This is a genomic window from Marinithermus hydrothermalis DSM 14884 (assembly GCF_000195335.1).
GTDB lineage: Bacteria > Deinococcota > Deinococci > Deinococcales > Marinithermaceae > Marinithermus > Marinithermus hydrothermalis.
The window spans coordinates 1-16,818 of the sequence record NC_015387.1 but is presented as its reverse complement, the minus strand read 5'-3'; the positions used below and the strand labels follow the sequence as shown (position 1 = coordinate 16,818).

Below are 16,818 nucleotides of genomic sequence, written 5' to 3'. Positions count from 1 at the left end.
GGATGGAGCCGGCGCTGATCCTGATCGTGGAGGACGAACCGCGCCTCGCGGAGGTTCTGGAGCGGTACCTGCGCCGCGAAGGGTTCCGCACCGAGCGCGCCACGGACGGGCGGCGCGCGCTCGAGCTTTGGCGTGCCACCCGCCCGGACCTGATCCTGCTCGACCTCATGGTCCCCGGTCCGGACGGCCTCGAAATCACCCGCACCCTCCGCAAGACCTCCGACGTACCCATCATCATGGTGACCGCCCGCGCTGAGGAAACGGACCGGCTGGTGGGCCTCGAACTGGGCGCGGATGATTACGTGACGAAGCCCTTCAGCCCGCGCGAGGTCGTGGCGCGCGTCAAGGCGGTCCTACGCCGCGCCAAGGGGCGCGTACGCGCACCCGAGCGCTACACCGTGGGGCGGCTCGAGGTGGACCTGGAAGCCTTCGAAGCGCGGTGCGCCGGTCAGCCTCTCCCTCTCTCCCCCGCCCAGCTGCGCCTTTTGGCCGCGCTCGCCCGGGAGGCCGGGCGGGCCGTGCCCCGCGCGGAGTTGTTAGCCCAGCTCGGGGACGGGGACGCGGACGCGCGCACCGTGGACGCGCACGTGAAGAACCTGCGCCGCCGCTTGGGGCCGTGCGGCGCGCAGATCGAAACGGTACGCGGGGTGGGGTACCGGTTGCGCCCATGAGGATCGCCGCGCGGTTGGTCCTGGCCTTCGTGCTGGTGGCGGTGTTCGCCGCGGGTCTTTCCAGCTTCATCCTGCACCGCTCCTTCCAGGCGCGCGTCAACCGCTTCCTCGAGCGGGAGGTGCCGCGCCTGGCGCTCGGCGCGCCCCCCTCCCCGCCCCCGCCGCTGCTGCGCGCGCAGCAGCGGCTGCTCCTCGAGCTCCGGGCCGCTACCTGGCAGGCCACGCTGATCGCCCTCGCGGTGGCCCTCGGCACCGGGGGGTACCTGGCGTGGCGGTTCGCGCGCCCCATCGAGGCCCTCACGCGCGCCACCCGGAGGTACGCGGCGGGCGCGCGCGCGGTGCGGGTGCGGGCGGACGGACCTGGCGAGCTCGCCGAGCTCGCCCGGGCCTTCAACGCCCTCGCGGACCGGCTCGCCGCCGAGGAGGCGCAGACGCGGCGGCTGGTGGCGGACATCGCCCATGAGCTACGCACCCCGCTTACCGTGTTGAAAAGCGAACTGGAAGCCCTGGCCGACGGCCTGCTCTCCCCCGACCCCGAGACCCTCGAGCGGTTGGTGGAGGAGGTGGACCTCCTCGCCCGGCTCGTGGGAGACCTGCGCCTGTTATCCCTCGCGGAGGCCGGGGGGCTCGAGCTCGCCCGGGAGGACGTTCCCCTTCGGGACCTCGTCCGGCGCGTCGCGGAGGGTTTTGCTCCGCGCGCCGCGGCCAAAGGGGTGCGGCTTGTGGTGACGGCCGCGCCCGTCACGGTGCACGCGGACCCGGGCCGGCTGCGGCAGGTGCTCTTGAACCTCCTGGACAACGCCCTGCGCCACACGCCCGCCGGAGGGTGCATCGCGGTGGGGGTGCACGCCGAGGGGGCGGCGGTGCTCGAGGTGGCCGACACCGGTCCCGGCATCCCCGAAGCGCACCGGCCGCACGTGTTCGAACGGTTCTACCGGCCGGACCCCGCACGCAGCCGGGCCTTTGGAGGCTCGGGGATTGGCCTGGCGATCGTAAAGGCGCTCGTCGAGGCGCACGGGGGCCGGGTGGAGGCCATGAACCGCCCCGAGGGTGGGGCGGTCTTCCGGGTGCGCCTCCCTATTTCCGGATCACCTCCGCGTCCAGGGGGAAGGACTTGAGGGCCTCCACGGTCAGGTCCGCCCGGCGCCACTCGACCCAGTCCAGTTCGGCCACCACCTCGCCCTCCGCGTTCCGCAGCACCATCCGGTACGGCCGGGCCTCCGCCTTCAGCGCCCAAAACCCTACCTCGGCGAACCCGAGCTCCAGCGCGTCCGCCGTGCCCACCAACTTCCAGGCCTCCCCCTCGGGGGTCGGCTCCACCCCCTCGAGCCGCCACACGACGTCCCCCCGCCCCAAGAGCTCGTCCAGGTTCGCCCGGGAGAAATCAAAACCCAGCCCCTCCACCCGTGCGCGCTCTCGCGGGTAGACCACGACCTGGTTGGTGAGGAACAGGTAGTTGTACACCTCCTCCGGCGTGATCACCACGTAGTTGTCCGCGAGCGCGTCAGGCTGGATGAAGTCCACCCGCGCGACCTCCGCCTCCGGAACCACCTTCAGGACCATCTCCGCCTCTTGCAGGCTCCCGTCCGGCGTAAGGATCCGACCCGCGACGCGCGCTGTCCACGGACCGGCCTCGAGGGTCGCCTGTACTCGGTCCAGCACCTCTTCCGCGCTCTGCGCGAGCGCGAGCCCCAGGCCTAGGCATAGCGCAAGCACTAACCCTATGCGTCCCATCAGCGTCCTCCCAACTCCCAACGGTACCCGCCCCACAGGGCGTACGCGCCCGGCTCGGCCCGGGCCCACACCCAGTACCCGCCCCGCGTTACCCTAACGGTAGCCGTCGGGGGTAGGGCGAGCGTGAGCGTCACCTTAACCTCCCGCGTGAAGAAGCTCACCCCCAGCTCATTCACGCTCCCTACACGGGCCGCCACCTCCACCAGCCCCTCCTCCACGCGGCCTTTCCAGCGCGCCGCGGCGTACGGTCCCTCCCGCACGCCCACCCCCCAGGCCTGCGTCTCGCTCCGGGCGCGCGCCTCGAGGAGGGCCTCGCCCCAGACCCGTCCCTCCCCGTACCCCAGCCGCGCCTCGAGGGTCCGCGTGCGCACCAGGCGGTAGCGCGCCTCGAGGGCCGCGTACCCGCCTTGCGTCTCCGGAGCCTCCGGCCAGAATCGCCGCGCGAGCCGCGTGCTGTACCCGAAGGTGCCCTCGAGGGCCACGCCGCCCAATGCGCCAGCGGCCCGCCCCTCCACCCAGTACCCGCCGTCCGCGAGGTCCACGAACCCCCGTCCCGCCACCTCGCCGCGCCCTGCGGGGCCGAACTCGAGGGCGTACGCCGCGCCGACCCCCACGCTCGCGCCTTCCGTAAAGGGCAGGCGCGTCCAGCCGGAAACGGTCCAGTCCGCGAGGCGCGCCTGCGCCGCGACCGTGAAAGCAACGGCGTTCGGGGTGGCCTCGAGACCCACCTCTACCGGCTGCGCCCACGCCAACCCTAGCAAGAACCCCAGCACCACCAGCCGCATACCGCCTCCTACGTGAGGTGCTTCGAGAACCGCCGCGCGGCCAGAAGCACCATCCCCACCCCAAACGCGAGGAGGGCGCCGGCCTCAAGCCCGAGCGCCTCAAGGCCCACCCCGCGTAGCATCACGCCGCGCAGCACGTCGAGGAAGTACCGCAGGGGAATCCCGTAGGTCAGGGCCTGGAAGACGGGGGGCATCCCCTCGATGGGGAAGACGAACCCGGAGAGGAAGATCGAGGGGAAGAAGTAGGCCACGGTGCCGAACACGGCCTGCACCTGGGTACGGGCGATCGTGGAGATCACGACCCCCACCCCCAACGAGCCCAGGACGAACAACAGGGTGAACCCGAGCAGCAAGGCGAGGCTGCCGCGGATCGGCACGCCGAAGAGGTAGTGCCCCACCGCGAGGATCAGCAGCGCGTCCACGAAGGCCAGGACCAGGTAGGGCAGGACCTTGCCCAGCACGACCTCCAGCGGGCGCACGGGGGTGGCGATCAACGCCTCCATCATGCGGGTTTCCTTCTCCCGCACCACGGCCAGCGCCGTGAGGAGGACCGTGACCTGCGTCAGGATCAACCCGATGATCCCCGGCACCATGAAGACCGGGGTCTCGTTGTCCGGGTTGTAGAGCGTGTGCCGCTCGAGGCGCACCGGGGGGCGCACCGCTTCCCCCGCGAGGGCCCGCGCGGCCAGGACGCGCTGGTTAAAGGATTGGATGGCTTCCTGGAGGTTCGCGACGGCCTGGAAGGCGAAGTTGGGGTCGGCCCCGTCCACGAAGACCTCGAGCTCGAGCACCTCCCCCGCCCGCACCGCTTCCAAGGCCCCCTCCGGGATCACGAGGCCCACCCGTGCTTTCTCCGCGTTGATCGCGCGCACCAGGGCTTCGCGGCTAGAGACCTCGAGAACGACCGTAAAGCGGTCCTCGGCCTCGAGGGCGCGGCGCAGGCTCTGGCTGATGCGGTCCTGGGCCTGGTCCCACACCGCGAGGGGCACCTCTTTAAGCGTGAAGTTCAGGGCGTACCCGAACAGGAGCAGCATCGCGAGGGGCATCCCCACGATGACCCGGAGGAGGACCCGGTCCCGCAGAAGCTGGCGGGCCTCTTTACGCGCGACGGCGAGCATCCTATGCACGGGCTTCCTCCTCCATCACCAGAACGCTGAACACGTCCTCCAGGGTGGGGGGCACGACCTCGAGGTCTTCCAGGGCGGCGTCGCTTCGGGCCACCCCCCGTACCCCCGCGCCGCTCGGCCAGGCGTCCAAGATGCCCGGTCGGGCCTTCAAGGCCTCGAGGTCGGTGCCGGCCGGAGCTTGGAAGAAGCGGTAGCGCGCCTGGGCCGCAGCCTTCAGGGCCTGGGGCGTCTCGAGGGCGACGAGGCGGCCGCGGTAGATCAGGCCGAGGCGGTGGCAGCGCTCGGCCTCGTCCATGTAGTGCGTGGTCACGAGGACGGTCACACCGCGTGCGGCCTCGGCGTAGATCAGGTCCCATACCGCGCGGCGCGCGAGGGGGTCGAGGCCGGTGGTGGGTTCGTCGAGAAAGGCCACCCGCGGCCGATGCACGAAGGCCTGCGCCAGGGAGAGGCGCTGGCGCCACCCGCCCGAGAGCTCCCCCGCGAGCCGGTGCTGCCAGGGTTCGAGGCCGAACCGCTCGAGGACCTCGGCCACCCGAGCAGGCACCTCCTGGGGGGGGAGGTACAGGGCCGCGCGGAACTCAAGGTTCTCGCGCACCGTGAGGTCCGGGTAGACCGAGGCGTCCTGGGTGGCGTACCCGATGCGGGCCTTGACCGCCTCGGGCCGGCGCGTCACGTCCTCCCCCGCGACCTCGGCCCGGCCCGCGTGCGGGGCGAGCACCCCGGTCAGCAGGCGCACCAGGGTGGTCTTTCCCGCCCCGTTCGGCCCCACGAGGCCGAACACCTCCCCGGGGCGCACCTCGAAGCTCACCTTCTCCACCGCGAGGCGCGCCCCGAACCGCCGGGTGAGTCCTTCCGCCTTAATCACGTCGTTCCCTCCCCACAAGGTAGCGTTCGACGTACGCCTCCGGTTGGAAGGGCACTTCGAGGCCGAGGGCCTCCCCGAGCAGGTTTCGCGCGAACAGGGGCCCGAGGAAGGCGAGGGCCTGGGCGGCGACCGGTTCGGCCTCGAGGCGGCCCGCAGCCTGGTAGTGCTGAAAGAGGGCGAACACCCCTCCAAGGCGTGTTTCCATGACCTCGCGGAAGACTTTTTGCAGCGCGGGCTCGCGCCCCAGTTCGGGTAAAATCCGCAGCACGAGGCCCCGGCGGGTCTGGATCAGATCGTTGTACACCCGTGCGAGCCGCACCAGGTCGGTCCGGAGGTCCCCGGTCGGCTCCTGCGCGAGGCTGCCCAGGTCCGCGGTCGCCCAGCGCACCGCCTCGGCCACCAGTCGGGCTTTGGTCTTGAAGCGACGGAAGAGCGTGACCTCCGCGACCCCGGCGCGCTCGGCGATCCGGCGGGTGGTGGCCCCGCGGTACCCGCGCTCGGCGACGAGCTCGAGGGCGGCGCTCAGGAGCCGGGTGTCCGCCGTACGCCGAGGAGGATGTAAGTGCATACTTTCATGCTATGCGCAGTCCCCTTTCCCCGTCAAGACCGCCGCACCCACCGCTCCCTCCATGCCTCAAACTTCCCCCAGGGTAGACTAAGCATATGAAACGTTATCGGCGGTCGCGGCGGCACCGGATCCTCGCCGGGGTGCTGGGAGGCCTGGGCAACTACCTGGGGGTGCACCCAGCCTGGCTGCGCGTGGGGTTTTTGCTGCTTCTGATCCTCCCATACCTGAGCTTCGCCCTGGCGCTTGGCTACCTGCTGCTCTGGGCCCTCGCGCCCGAGGCCTCCCCGGAGGAGGAGCACCCCTTTGCTCTGCCCCTCCCCGGCCTCACCCGCAGCAAAACGGACCGCGTCCTCCTGGGGATCGCGGGGGGGCTCGCATACCGGTTCAGGGTGGACCCCCTCTTGATCCGGGTCGCGTTCGTCCTGCTCGCACTCCTGTACGGGACCGGCGTCTTCCTGTACCTGGTCTTCTGGATCCTCATCCCGGAGGAGGCCTGATGCGCGCCTTTCTCGCCCGGCTCCTCCTCAACACGATCGCCCTCTGGGTCACGAGCCAGCTCTACAGCGGCGTGAACTTCGCGGCGGGCAGCGGCCTCCTCGACTACCTGGTGGCCGGGTTGATCTTCGGCCTGGCCAACGCCCTGGTGCGCCCCGTGTTGCTCCTCCTCACCCTGCCGATCAACCTGCTGACCCTGGGGCTCTTCACCCTGGTGGTGAACGCCCTCATCCTCCTCCTCGTGGCCCAAGCCACCGCCCTCGAGGTCGTGGGGTTTGCCGGCGCGTTCTGGGGCGCGTTGATCCTCTCCCTGGTGAGTTACGTCCTCAACGCCCTGTTCGAGTAGCGCCCTACCGCACGAGCAGCACCGGTCCCACCGCCCGGCGCAGCACCAGCTCCGTGGTCGAACCGAGAAGCAGCTCGCGCACCCGCCCCCGCCCGAAGGCCCCGATCGCCAAGAGGTCCGAACGCTGTTGCAGCTCGATCAGTTGCTCGGCGGGATCCCCCCCGACCGCTCGGGTGTGGCCCCGCACGGCGCGCGCCGAGAGGTATCCCGCGGCCTCCTGCACCAGCGCCTCGGCCTGCTCCAGCTCTTCCGAAACGCTCACCACCCAGACCGGCAGCCCCAAGCCTTCCGCCAGGTCCGCGACCGCGTGCAGTGCTCGCGTCGCCGAAGGGGAGCCGTCATACCCCAGGAGCAGGCGCTCGGGCTTGGCGTAATCCAGCCCCGTAACGAGCACCGGCACCGCCGCCACACGGGCCACCCGCTCCACCGTACTGCCCACCCCGGTCACCTCGTGCCCGTGCGCCTCCCCGGCCCGCCCCATGACCACGAGGTCCGCCGCGCGGGACTCCTCCGCGATCACCCGGTACGGCACCCCGGTGCGCAACGCCGGAACAAAGGCCACTCCCGCGGCCTTCGCGGAAGCTTCGAGCCGGTCCAGCACCGCCCGCGCTCGAGCCTCGAGGGCTTCCTCGAGCTCCTCGTGGCGTACCGTGAGGGGCACGGAAAACGCGCCGAGGTCGAGGAGTTCAGGGAAGCGGATCAGGCGCGCGTCCTTGACGTAGAGCGCCACCAGCTCCGCTTCCAGGGTGTAGGCAAGGTACTCCGCCAAGGCTTCGGCCGCCATGGCGGGCGCGGAGCCGTCGGTCGCGAGTAGGATGCGGCGAATCATGCGGACCTCCTTACGCCCATTCTACGCGGGGGTCCGCCGTGCGCCCGGCCAGATACACCGCGGGCACCAACAACCCTCCCAGCCCTGCGAGGACCGGGAGCACCCCGAACCCCTCGATCAGCGGGCCAACCAAGCTGTACGCCAAACCGGCGAACCCCCAGGTGAACCCCATCAACAGCCCGGAGACCGTCGCGATCTGCTCGGGTTCGCGCTCCTGAGCCATCACAACCGCGACCGGGAGGTTGGCGTTCATCACCGCGCCGGCCAGGGCGAGGGCCACGAGGTGCTCAAGCGTCCCGAGCGGCAGGAGGAGCACGAGGTAGTACAGCGGCAGGCTCGCGACGAGGGTGCCGACCAGGACCCGCTTGCGCCCCCAGCGGTCCGAGGCGCTCCCCCCAAGCACCCCGCCCACCGCAGCGGCCAGGCTGTAGACCGAAAGCGCCACCGCCGCACGGGCCTCCCCCAACCCCTGGGCCACGAACCAGACGGGGAGGGTGGTGGCGTAGCTCATGAAGACCAGGGAGCGCAGCACCCCCATCCCCCAAAGCCGCGCCACATCCCCCCGAAAGACCCGCGCGAGCGCCCCCAACCCCGGCGGGCGCGCCTCAAGCCGCACGGGAGGAGCGGCGCGCAGGAAGGCCAGGGCCGGCACGAGCGCGAGGGGCACCAGGTAGAGCAACCCCTTGAGCCCGAACGCCTGGGCCGCCCCCACCGAGACCAGCGGCCCGAGCGCCATCCCCACAACCCCGCTCGAGCTGAACGCGCTCATCCAAAACCCCCGCCGTTCGGGCGGGGTGTACTGGGCGACGAGCGCGGCGCCGGCGGCGTGGAACAAGGCCGAGCCCAGCCCCGCGAGGGCGAGCATGACGATGAGCGCCCCGTACCCGGGCCACCACCCGAGCGCACCCAGTCCCAACGCGACGAGCACCGGGCCGAGCGCGGCAAGCCAGCGCCGGTCCGTCCGGTCCGCCACCAGGCCCGCGAGGGGCTGGAGGAGGCTCGAGGAGACCGCGTACGCGGAGACGAGGGTGGCGGCCACGCCCAACCCCACCCCGAGGGCCTCCATCAAACGCGGCAGCATCGGGGCGAGAAAAGCGGAGAACATGTCGTTCGTGGCGTGCAACCAGGCCAAAAAGAGCGGAAGCATGTGCTAGAATCCCCTCGTGCGAACCATTCATCGGGTGCTTAGCTTAAGCGCGTATAAAAAGAATGTGGTGCGCCCGAGAGGACTCGAACCTCTGACCTTTGGCTCCGGAGGCCAACGCTCTATCCAGCTGAGCTACGGGCGCACTCAGCACCCGTTAATGTAGCATTACTTGAAGGAGGCCGTCAAGTGAGAGTCAGCAAACGTGCGATTACCGTGATCTTCGGGATCCTTGCCGTCGCCTTCGCGCTGGGCACGATCTTCCTCTTCACCCCGCAAGGCAACCCCCAGCAAGAAGGGCGCACCGTGCTCTGGGTGAACGGCGAACCCGTGCGCGAGCTCGAGCTCGCCCGGCTGCAGCAAACCACGCCGTTGTTCGCGCTCAACCCTGAAGGCGCGCTGAAACCCCTGATCGATACCTACTTCCTCGAGCAGGTCATCCTGCTCAAGGCCCTCGCGCAGGACGCCGCGCGGGTCCGCGTTTCGAACAGCAAGGTCCGCCAACAGGTGGACCAGATTCGGGAGCGCTTCGGCCTGGAGACCCGCCAGGACTACAGCGACTTCCTCCAGCAGATCGGGTACACCGACGCGACCCTGCGCGACGAGATCCGCACGCAACTACGCATCAACAAGCGGCTCGAACAGATCCGCGAGCAGGTCGAGCTGAGCGAGGAGGAGGCCCGCTTCTACTTCACGCTGCACAAGGACACCTACCGCACGGAGGACCGCATCAAGGCGCGGCAGATCGTGGTGGACGACGAGGCGTTGGCCCGCGAGCTACGCGAACGGACCCTGGCCGGCGAGGAGTTCGCCGCGCTCGCCCGCGAGTACTCCAAGGTCGCGGCGGAGCAGGGCGGCGCGGTCGGGGCGGAAGCGGGCTCAGACGAGCCGCAGCCGGTCACGCGGATCGTCTTCCCCAAACCGGTGGCCGACGCAGCCTTCGCCCTCAAGGAGGGCGGCCTGACCGACGTGATCGAGGCGGGCGGGCGGTACCACCTCGTGCAGGTGGAGGCCTTCCTGCCGGGCGGGGACGCGAGCTTCGAGGAGGTGGCCGACGCGGTGCGGGCCGACGCGCTGGCCGCCAAACAGCGCCAGGCGGTGGAGGACTACCTCGAGGCGGTGCGCGCCCGCGCTACGGTGAAGTTCGCGGACCTGAACCTCTTCCAGTACGTAAACCCCGTGGTCGCCACGGTGAACGGGGAGGAGATCCCGCTCCGCAAGGTGGCCGAGCTCGTCTTCAGCGACCAGCAGGTACCCCAGCTGATCCAGCAGGGGCTCGGGCAGCTCGCGGTGCAGTTCTTCTTCCCCGCCTCGCTGGACCAGCTCATCGCCCGCACCCTTCTCCTCCAGGAAGCTGAAAAAAGCGGGCAGCCCTTCGTGGGCACCCAGGAGGAACGCGCGCGGGACGTACGCCTTTGGAAGACGCTGGACGTCACGGTCAGCGAGGAGGAGGTGCGCACCTTCTACAACGAGAACCCGCAGCGCTTCGTCATCCCGGCCTCGGCCCAGGTCAAGGCGGTGACCTTCCAGGACAAGGAAAGCGCAGAGACCTTCCGCGCGCGCCTCATCGAAGGGGAAGCCCTGGAGGACCTCGCCCAGGAGCTCGGCGGGGAGGTGGTGGACTACGGCACGGTCAACCCCCGGCAGCTCCCCCCGGTCCTCGACCAGCTGATCTTCTTCAGCGAGGCCACCTTCGCGGAAAGCCCCGAAGGGAAGGTGTCGGAGCTGATCGAGCTCGAGGACGGCACCTTCCAGGTCGCTCTGGTGAACGACCAAAAGCCCGAGGTACTGCGCCCCTTCGAGGAGGTCCAGGACGAAGCACGCGCCCTGGCCTTGGCGCAGAAACGCAACCGGATCGCCAACGAGTGGCTGGACGAACTCCGCGAGAACGCCCAGATCGAAAACCGCCTGACCGAGGTGCTGGCCGAGCTCGCCCCGCCTGCGGAGGAGGCGAACGAGTCCAACGGCGAGGGCGAGACCGCCCCCGCGCCGAGCTCGGAAGAACCCGCCGAAACGCAGCCGTAACCCTTCCCCGCACTCCCGCCGGCCGGGCCCTCCCGGCCGGCAGGCTTAGGGTAGACTAAGGGCATGGGGGATACAGGCCTGGAGCGAGCCTTCGAGAAGGTGCGGGCCATCCTTGAGGGGGATGTGGAGCACCCGGGGCTCACGCGCCAGGACCTCGAGCGCCTCGTAGGGTACCCTGAACGGGGGGAAGGGCCGCTCGCGTACACGCTGCCCCCGCAACCCGGCCTGGAAGGGGTTCGGGCGGTGCGTTTTTTTTACTACCCTCGGGACCCCGAGGTCACGCTGATCGTGGAGATCGAGGACAAGAACGGCAAGCGGCACCTGCGGCACCTGAAGTGGAACGGCCTCGCCTGGGTGCCGCCGCGGGGGGGATTAAAGTCCGATCTCACCGCCACCCGCGAGACCGTGCCGGTCGGCCTGAAGGAAATCCGGGGGGATTTTTACGCCGGGTTCACCCTCGAGGAGGCCCAGGCGCTCGCTGAACGCATCCGCAAAGGCGAGACCGCCGGGGAAAAGTACTTGTTGTGCCCCACCGACCGCACGCGCATCCTGTACAGCCCGTCCATCTCCCCAGCCACCCTCTCCTGCCCGCGGTGCGGCACCACGGCCTTGCTGCACAAGGCCTTTCCCATCGCCCCCACCACGAACTACCTAGAAGCGAAGCTCGAGGCCCTTCTGGAGGAGCAGACCCGCCTTCGGCAGCAGCTCGAGGGCCTCGAACGGTACCTTAAACGCAAGCTGGGCGAGTAACGCCCGGTTCAGCGCACCCGCTCCACCCAGACCATGTTTGTGGTGCCCCGCCCGCCAAAGGGCACGCCCGCGGTGATCACGATGCGGTCCCCGGGGTCCGCGAGCCCCGCGGCCTTAGCGTGATCCACCGCGATGCGCACCATCTCGTCGGTGTTGTGCGCGTCCGGCGCGAGCATCGGGGTGAGCCCGAAAGCAAGGGCCATCTGGTTCCGCACCCGCGGGTTCGGTGTCAAGCCCAGAACCGGCACCCGCGGCCGGTTCCGTACCACCCGCCATGCGGACGACCCGGTCGCGGTAAAGACGACGATGCACCGGGCGGGCAGGGACTCGGCCACCTCGCAGGCCGCGAGGGCCACCGCATCCTGCGTGGTGTGGTTCGGTTCAGGGCGCATCCCGACCAGCCGATCGATGAACTCAGGCGCCCCTTCGACCACGCGGGCCACCCGGCGCATCATCTCCACCGCGGCGACCGGGTGGCTGCCCGCCGCGGTCTCCGCCGAGAGCATCACCGCGTCCGTCCCGTCGAAGATCGCGTTGGCTACGTCGGAGGCCTCTGCGCGTGTCGGGCGCGGGTTCTGAATCATGGACTCGAGCATCTGCGTGGCGGTGATCACCGGCTTGCCCGCGGCGCGCGCCCGCTCGATCAGGCGCTTCTGCACGATGGGCACCTCCTCGGGCGGCATCTCCACGCCCAGATCCCCGCGGGCCACCATGATCCCGTCGGCCTCCTCCAGGATCTCGGAGAAGCGCTCCACCGCGCTGGGTTTTTCGATCTTGGCCATGAGCTTGGCGCTCGAGCCGTACCGGGTCAGGTAGTGCCGGGCGAGGAGCAGGTCGTCGCGGCTCCGCACGAAACTCATGGCTACCCAGTCAACCCCGAGCTCCACGCCGAGCGCGAGGTCCTCGATGTCCTTGTCGGTGAGGGCGGGGATGGAGAGGTCCCGGCCGGGGATGTTGATCCCTTTGTTGTTGGACAGGCGCCCCCCGACCTCGACGACCGTGTGGATCGCGTCGGCCTCGACGCGGGTGACGCGCAAGCGGAGGTTACCGTCGTCGAGGAGCAGGACCTGGCCTTCCTCCACGTCCCCGGGAAGGCCCTTGTACGAGACGGAGACCCGCTTCTCGTCCCCCTCGACCTCCTCGGTGGTCAGGATGAAGGCCTGGCCGACCTCGAGTTCGACCGCCCCGTCCTTGAAGCGCCCCACGCGGATCTTGGGCCCCTGCAGGTCCTGCAGCACCGCCACGGTCTTCCCGAGGCGTTCAGAAAGCTCGCGTACCGCCTCGACCGTGCGGCGGTGGTCCTCGGGAGTGCCGTGGCTGAAGTTCAGCCGCACCACGTCCACACCGGCCTCGAGGATCGCCTCGAGTACCTCGGGCTTGCGCGAGGCCGGGCCGATGGTGGCGACGATCTTGGTGCGTTTAGAATGCATCGTACCCCACAAACCGCGCGGCGGCCCCCAGCGCCTCCTCGATGCGGAGGAGCTGGTTGTACTTGGCCAAGCGGTCCGAGCGCGAGGCGGACCCGGTCTTGATCTGGCCGGCGTTGACGGCCACAGCGAGGTCGGCGATGAACGCGTCTTCGGTCTCGCCGGAGCGGTGCGAGATCACCGCACGGTAGCGGTGGCGCTGGGCCAGGCGGACCGCCTCGAGGGTTTCGGAAAGCGTTCCGATCTGGTTCACCTTGATCAGGATGGCGTTGGCCACGCCCTGCTCAATCCCTTCCTTGAGCCGCGCGGGGTTGGTAACGAACAAGTCGTCCCCCACGAGCTGGACGCGGTCCCCTACCCGTTCGGTGAGGTGTTTCCACCCCGCCCAGTCGTCCTCCGCAAGACCGTCCTCGATCGAGACGATGGGGTAGCGTTCCACCCACGCCGCCCAGAACTCGACCATCTCCTCGGAGGTTAGGACCCGCCCCTCCCCCTCGAGGTGGTAGCGGCCGTCCCGGTACAGTTCGGTCGTGGCGGGATCCAGGGCGAGGGAGACCTCCTTGCCGGGGGTGAAGCCGGCTTTTTCGATCGCCTCGAGGAGCACCTCGACGGCCTCCTCGTTGCTCTTGAGGTCGGGGGCGAATCCGCCTTCATCCCCGACGTTGGTGTTGTACCCTTTGGCTTTGAGCACGCTTTTGAGGTGGTGGAAGACCTCGACTCCGTAGCGGAGCGCTTCGCGGAAGGTAGGGGCGCCCGCCGGGGCCAGCATGAACTCCTGGAAGTCCACGCGGTTGTCGGCGTGCTTGCCGCCGTTGATCACGTTCATGAGGGGAACGGGAAGCACCGTCCCTTGCGCGCCCCCCAGGTAACGGTACAGCGGAAGCCCCACCGCGTCCGCTGCGGCGCGCGCGGTGGCCAGCGATACCGCGAGGATCGCGTTCGCGCCGAGGTTAGCCTTGTTGGGGGTGCCGTCTAGCTCGAGCATCGCGCAGTCCACTCCCTCCTGGTCGAGCGCGTCCAGCCCAACGATCTCGGGGGCGATGCGCTCGTTCACGTTGGCGACGGCTTTCACCACGCCTTTTCCTAGGTAGCGGGGGCCGCCGTCCCGGAGCTCGATGGCCTCGTGCGCCCCGGTAGAAGCACCGGAGGGCACCATCGCCCGCCCGCGCGCGCCACCTTCCAGCACGACCTCGGCCTCCACCGTCGGGTTGCCTCGCGAGTCGAGTACCTCTCGCGCCTTGACTTCAACGATCGTCGTCATGCATCCTCCCCAAGCGCCGGAAGCGCTTCTACACCATCCCTCAGTTTACACTCGGAGGGGCACCACGACCGCCAAGTACCCCGGGTCCTCTACCGCCTCGATCACAGTGGGGCTGGTCGGCCCGGAGAGCCGGATCCGCACCTGCCCCTCCACGGGGCTCAGGGCGTCCCCCAGGTACTCGGCGTTGTACGCCAGAACGAGCTGCGGCTCCCCCTCTCGCTGCACCGAAAGCCGCTCACTCCCCCGGCCGTAATCCCCCTCCGCCACGACCTCGAGGGCGTCCCCTTGAAAGAAGAGGTCGATCCGATGGTTGTTCTTGTCCGCAAGGACTTTGACGCGCTTGATGCTCTCGCGCAACGCTTCCGCGGACAGTACCGCCTCACCCACGAACTGCTGCGGGATGACCCGCTCGTAGTCTGGGAACTCCCCCTCCATCAACGCCACGCTCATCCGGAAGGCTTCGGAAGCCAGGACGAGCTTTCCTTCCGTCACGCCCACCGCTACCTCGCCCTCCGTGTCCTTAAGCACCCGGATGATCTCGTCCGCGCTCCGAGCCGGCACCACGAGCTTCTTTACGAACTCGGTGCGGGTGGCCAGGTCATAGCGCGCGAGGCGAAACCCGTCCGACGCCACGGCGCGAAGCGCCCCGGGGTGAAACTCCAGCTGCACCCCACGGAAGATGGCGCGGTACTCCTCGGTGGAGGCAGCGTACCGCACGTGCGCGAGCGCCCGCGCGAGTTCAGGGGCCGCCAACCGAGCCTCCATGGGAGCGTCGAAGGTCAGTTCCGGATAGCCCTCCGGAGTGGCGGTCGCGAGCCGCGTGCGGAAGCTGCCGCTTTCCACCTCGAGCTCCTGATTGTCCGCGCTGAGCTCGACCAGCTCACCGGGGAGGCCGCGTACGATCTGGCCGAACAAGTGGGCGGGGACCAGAAACGCGTCCGCGCCTTCCGTTTCTGCGGTAACAGTGAGCTCCAAGTCGACCTCACCGTTGGTTCCGCGGAGGGTGAGGCCGCTCGAGTGGCCTTGGAGGAAGAGCTGCGTGATCACGGGGTTGCTGCTGCGGTTTGGGATGATGCGTTCAAGAATCCCGATCGCTTCGGCCAGGGTTCGTTTGGGGATGCGTACGCGCATGCTGCCTCCTAAGAGATAAGACTACTGCTTTCTAGTTTTAAAAGATTCAGTAGTAACCGTAGTAGGGCCTGTGGATACTGTGGAAAACCCCAAGAAACGCCGTCTGGAGCGGGAAACTGCCTGTGGATGAGCGTGTGGATAACTGGGGGGATGCGTGTGGATAACCTGTGGATAACTGAGGGGGTTATCCACAGGGGGATACCTCGTCCACTTATCCACAGACTTATCCACAGGGTTATCCACAGACTTATCCACAGGGTTATCCACAGTCACCCCAGCTGCTCCTGAAGCTCGCGCAACAGTTGGCGCATGGCCGGATCCTGTTCGCGCAGTTCCTGCACCTTTTGGATGGCGTAGAGGACCGTCGTATGGTCCCGACCTTGGAAGAACTGGCCGATTTCCGGAAGTGAGGCCCCGGTCAGCTCACGGATCAGGTACATCGCCACCTGACGCGGTAGGACGACCTCCTTACTGCGCCCGCGCCCACGCAGCTCCTCGGGGCGCACACCGTAGTGTGCGGCCACCACCCGCAGGATGTCCTCCGCCTTGTACTCAGCTTCCTTCGGGGTGAACACGTCCGAGAGCGCCCGGGCCGCCACCTGCTTGGTGATCTCAACCCCGTTCAAGGAGGCGTAGGCGATCAGGCGCATCAAGGCCCCCTCCAGCTCGCGGATGTTGGAGGTGATCTGTCGAGCGATGTACTCGAGCACCTCCTCCGGAATGCTGATCCCCCGGTACTCCGCGTTCATCTTCAGGATGGCGATACGGGTCTCGAGCTCGGGGGGCTGGATGTCGGTGATGAGGCCCCATTCGAAGCGGCTCCGCAGGCGGGATTCCAGCGTGAGGATGTCCTTGGGGGGGCGGTCCGAGGACAGGATGATCTGTTTGTGGGCTTCGTAGAGGGCGTTGAAGGTGTGGAAGAACTCCTCCTGGGTGCGCTCCTTCCCCGCGATGAACTGGATATCGTCCACGAGCAGGAGGTCCACCGAGCGGTAGCGCTCGCGGAACTCGCTCATCTTGTCCTCGCGGATCGCGTTGATCAGTTCGTTGGTGAAGGTTTCGGTGGAGACGTACTCGATCTTGAGGTGGGGAAAACGTTGGGCCACGTAATGGCCCACGGCGTGCATCAGGTGGGTCTTGCCCAGCCCGACCCCGCCGTAGATGAAGAGCGGGTTGTACGCCCGGCCGGGGGATTCGGCGACCGCGAGGGCGGCGGCGTGCGCCATGTTGTTGTTGGCCCCGACCACAAAGTTCTCGAAGGTGTACTTGGGGTTGAGCTTGTGCCGGTTCTCTCGGGCCTGGGATTGCGTGGATACGCTGAAGATGTCTTCCTGGACGGGGGTTCCTGGAACCACTTTGAGCTCGAACCGGGGAGAGGTGGCCCCCAGGTGGAGCAGGGCCTCCTGGATCAGGTCGGCGTAATGCTTCTTGATCCACTCTCCCGCGAAGGAGGTGGGCACGCCAAGCTCCAGGACGCCTCCTTGGATGCCCAGCGGGCGTATGCGCTCAAACCAAGTGTGATACTCGACCTCGGTGATGTTGTTGCGGATATAGCTCAGCACATTCTGCCATATACTTTCCTGCGTCAAGGTACCCACCCCCCTACAACCCTCCATTCTACCGCCTTCCCCACCCCTTCCTCGCGGAAGTGTGGGGGGCT

General features: G+C 68.6%; 17 protein-coding genes and 1 tRNA gene. 6 read left to right on the top strand and 12 right to left on the bottom strand.

Annotated elements, in window-relative coordinates:
- The first annotated feature begins 2 nt into the window (after window positions 1-2).
- Both MARKY_RS00090 and MARKY_RS00085 read left to right on the top strand, forming a co-directional pair.
- Window positions 3-671: a response regulator transcription factor gene (locus tag MARKY_RS00090; RefSeq protein WP_013702837.1), complete on the top strand. Its 669-nt coding sequence runs from the start codon at window positions 3-5 to the stop codon at window positions 669-671.
- Window positions 668-1,789: a sensor histidine kinase gene (locus tag MARKY_RS00085; RefSeq protein ID WP_013702836.1), complete on the top strand. Its 1,122-nt coding sequence runs from the start codon at window positions 668-670 to the stop codon at window positions 1,787-1,789. Before MARKY_RS00090 ends, MARKY_RS00085 begins: the two co-directional genes overlap by 4 nt.
- Here the strand turns inward: MARKY_RS00085 and MARKY_RS12155 are convergent.
- The 5 genes from MARKY_RS12155 to MARKY_RS00060 are packed head-to-tail and all read right to left on the bottom strand — an operon-like array spanning window position 1,749 to window position 5,750.
- Complete coding sequence (locus MARKY_RS12155) at window positions 1,749-2,387, bottom strand: outer membrane lipoprotein carrier protein LolA (protein WP_148230380.1); 639 nt, start codon at window positions 2,385-2,387, stop codon at window positions 1,749-1,751. The genes MARKY_RS00085 and MARKY_RS12155 overlap by 41 nt on opposite strands.
- Window positions 2,388-2,404: 17 nt before the next feature.
- Window positions 2,405-3,190 carry a hypothetical protein gene (locus MARKY_RS00075; RefSeq protein ID WP_013702834.1) on the bottom strand — a complete coding sequence of 262 codons (786 nt, stop codon included), beginning with the start codon at window positions 3,188-3,190 and terminating at the stop codon, window positions 2,405-2,407.
- Between the two features lie 8 nt (window positions 3,191-3,198).
- Window positions 3,199-4,317: an ABC transporter permease gene (locus MARKY_RS00070; protein WP_013702833.1), complete on the bottom strand. Its 1,119-nt coding sequence runs from the start codon at window positions 4,315-4,317 to the stop codon at window positions 3,199-3,201.
- The gene (gene ccmA, locus MARKY_RS00065) at window positions 4,310-5,182 is read right to left on the bottom strand and encodes a heme ABC exporter ATP-binding protein CcmA (protein ID WP_013702832.1); all 873 of its coding nucleotides are present in this window, start codon (window positions 5,180-5,182) and stop codon (window positions 4,310-4,312) included. The genes MARKY_RS00070 and ccmA overlap by 8 nt, the downstream gene beginning before the upstream one ends.
- Entirely contained in the window at window positions 5,175-5,750 is a 576-nt protein-coding gene (locus MARKY_RS00060; RefSeq protein WP_013702831.1) for a TetR/AcrR family transcriptional regulator, read from the bottom strand. The genes ccmA and MARKY_RS00060 overlap by 8 nt, the downstream gene beginning before the upstream one ends.
- Before the next feature lie 95 nt (window positions 5,751-5,845).
- Between MARKY_RS00060 and MARKY_RS00055 the strand changes: the two genes are divergently transcribed.
- Both MARKY_RS00055 and MARKY_RS00050 read left to right on the top strand, forming a co-directional pair.
- Window positions 5,846-6,247 carry a PspC domain-containing protein gene (locus MARKY_RS00055; RefSeq protein WP_013702830.1) on the top strand — a complete coding sequence of 134 codons (402 nt, stop codon included), beginning with the start codon at window positions 5,846-5,848 and terminating at the stop codon, window positions 6,245-6,247.
- A complete protein-coding gene (locus MARKY_RS00050; RefSeq protein ID WP_013702829.1) occupies window positions 6,247-6,591 on the top strand; it encodes a phage holin family protein in 345 nt (114 codons plus the stop codon). Before MARKY_RS00055 ends, MARKY_RS00050 begins: the two co-directional genes overlap by 1 nt.
- Before the next feature lie 4 nt (window positions 6,592-6,595).
- On the opposite strand, the gene MARKY_RS00045 is transcribed toward MARKY_RS00050, so the two are convergent.
- The 3 genes from MARKY_RS00045 to MARKY_RS00035 form a co-directional block, all read right to left on the bottom strand.
- Window positions 6,596-7,420 carry a universal stress protein gene (locus tag MARKY_RS00045; protein WP_013702828.1) on the bottom strand — a complete coding sequence of 275 codons (825 nt, stop codon included), beginning with the start codon at window positions 7,418-7,420 and terminating at the stop codon, window positions 6,596-6,598.
- A 10-nt stretch (window positions 7,421-7,430) separates the two neighbouring features.
- A complete protein-coding gene (locus MARKY_RS00040; protein WP_013702827.1) occupies window positions 7,431-8,567 on the bottom strand; it encodes an MFS transporter in 1,137 nt (378 codons plus the stop codon).
- 65 nt (window positions 8,568-8,632) lie between these two features.
- Window positions 8,633-8,709 (bottom strand) — tRNA-Arg (locus tag MARKY_RS00035).
- A gap of 44 nt (window positions 8,710-8,753) precedes the next feature.
- On the opposite strand from MARKY_RS00035, the gene MARKY_RS00030 reads away from it, so the two are divergent.
- The gene (locus tag MARKY_RS00030; RefSeq protein ID WP_013702826.1) at window positions 8,754-10,589 is read left to right on the top strand and encodes a peptidylprolyl isomerase; all 1,836 of its coding nucleotides are present in this window, start codon (window positions 8,754-8,756) and stop codon (window positions 10,587-10,589) included.
- Window positions 10,590-10,652: 63 nt separating this feature from the next.
- Complete coding sequence (locus tag MARKY_RS00025) at window positions 10,653-11,339, top strand: hypothetical protein (protein ID WP_013702825.1); 687 nt, start codon at window positions 10,653-10,655, stop codon at window positions 11,337-11,339.
- Window positions 11,340-11,347: 8 nt separating this feature from the next.
- On the opposite strand, the gene pyk is transcribed toward MARKY_RS00025, so the two are convergent.
- The 4 genes from pyk to dnaA all read right to left on the bottom strand — a co-directional run bounded on the left by pyk (window position 11,348) and on the right by dnaA (window position 16,774).
- A complete protein-coding gene (pyk, locus tag MARKY_RS00020) occupies window positions 11,348-12,769 on the bottom strand; it encodes a pyruvate kinase (RefSeq protein ID WP_013702824.1) in 1,422 nt (473 codons plus the stop codon).
- A complete protein-coding gene (gene eno / locus MARKY_RS00015) occupies window positions 12,759-14,027 on the bottom strand; it encodes a phosphopyruvate hydratase (protein WP_013702823.1) in 1,269 nt (422 codons plus the stop codon). Before eno ends, pyk begins: the two co-directional genes overlap by 11 nt.
- Before the next feature lie 45 nt (window positions 14,028-14,072).
- On the bottom strand, window positions 14,073-15,158 hold the full coding sequence (dnaN, locus tag MARKY_RS00010) for a DNA polymerase III subunit beta (RefSeq protein WP_013702822.1): 1,086 nt from the start codon (window positions 15,156-15,158) through the stop codon (window positions 14,073-14,075).
- A gap of 269 nt (window positions 15,159-15,427) precedes the next feature.
- Complete coding sequence (dnaA, locus tag MARKY_RS00005; RefSeq protein ID WP_013702821.1) at window positions 15,428-16,774, bottom strand: chromosomal replication initiator protein DnaA; 1,347 nt, start codon at window positions 16,772-16,774, stop codon at window positions 15,428-15,430.
- Between the last annotated feature and the right edge of the window lie 44 nt (window positions 16,775-16,818).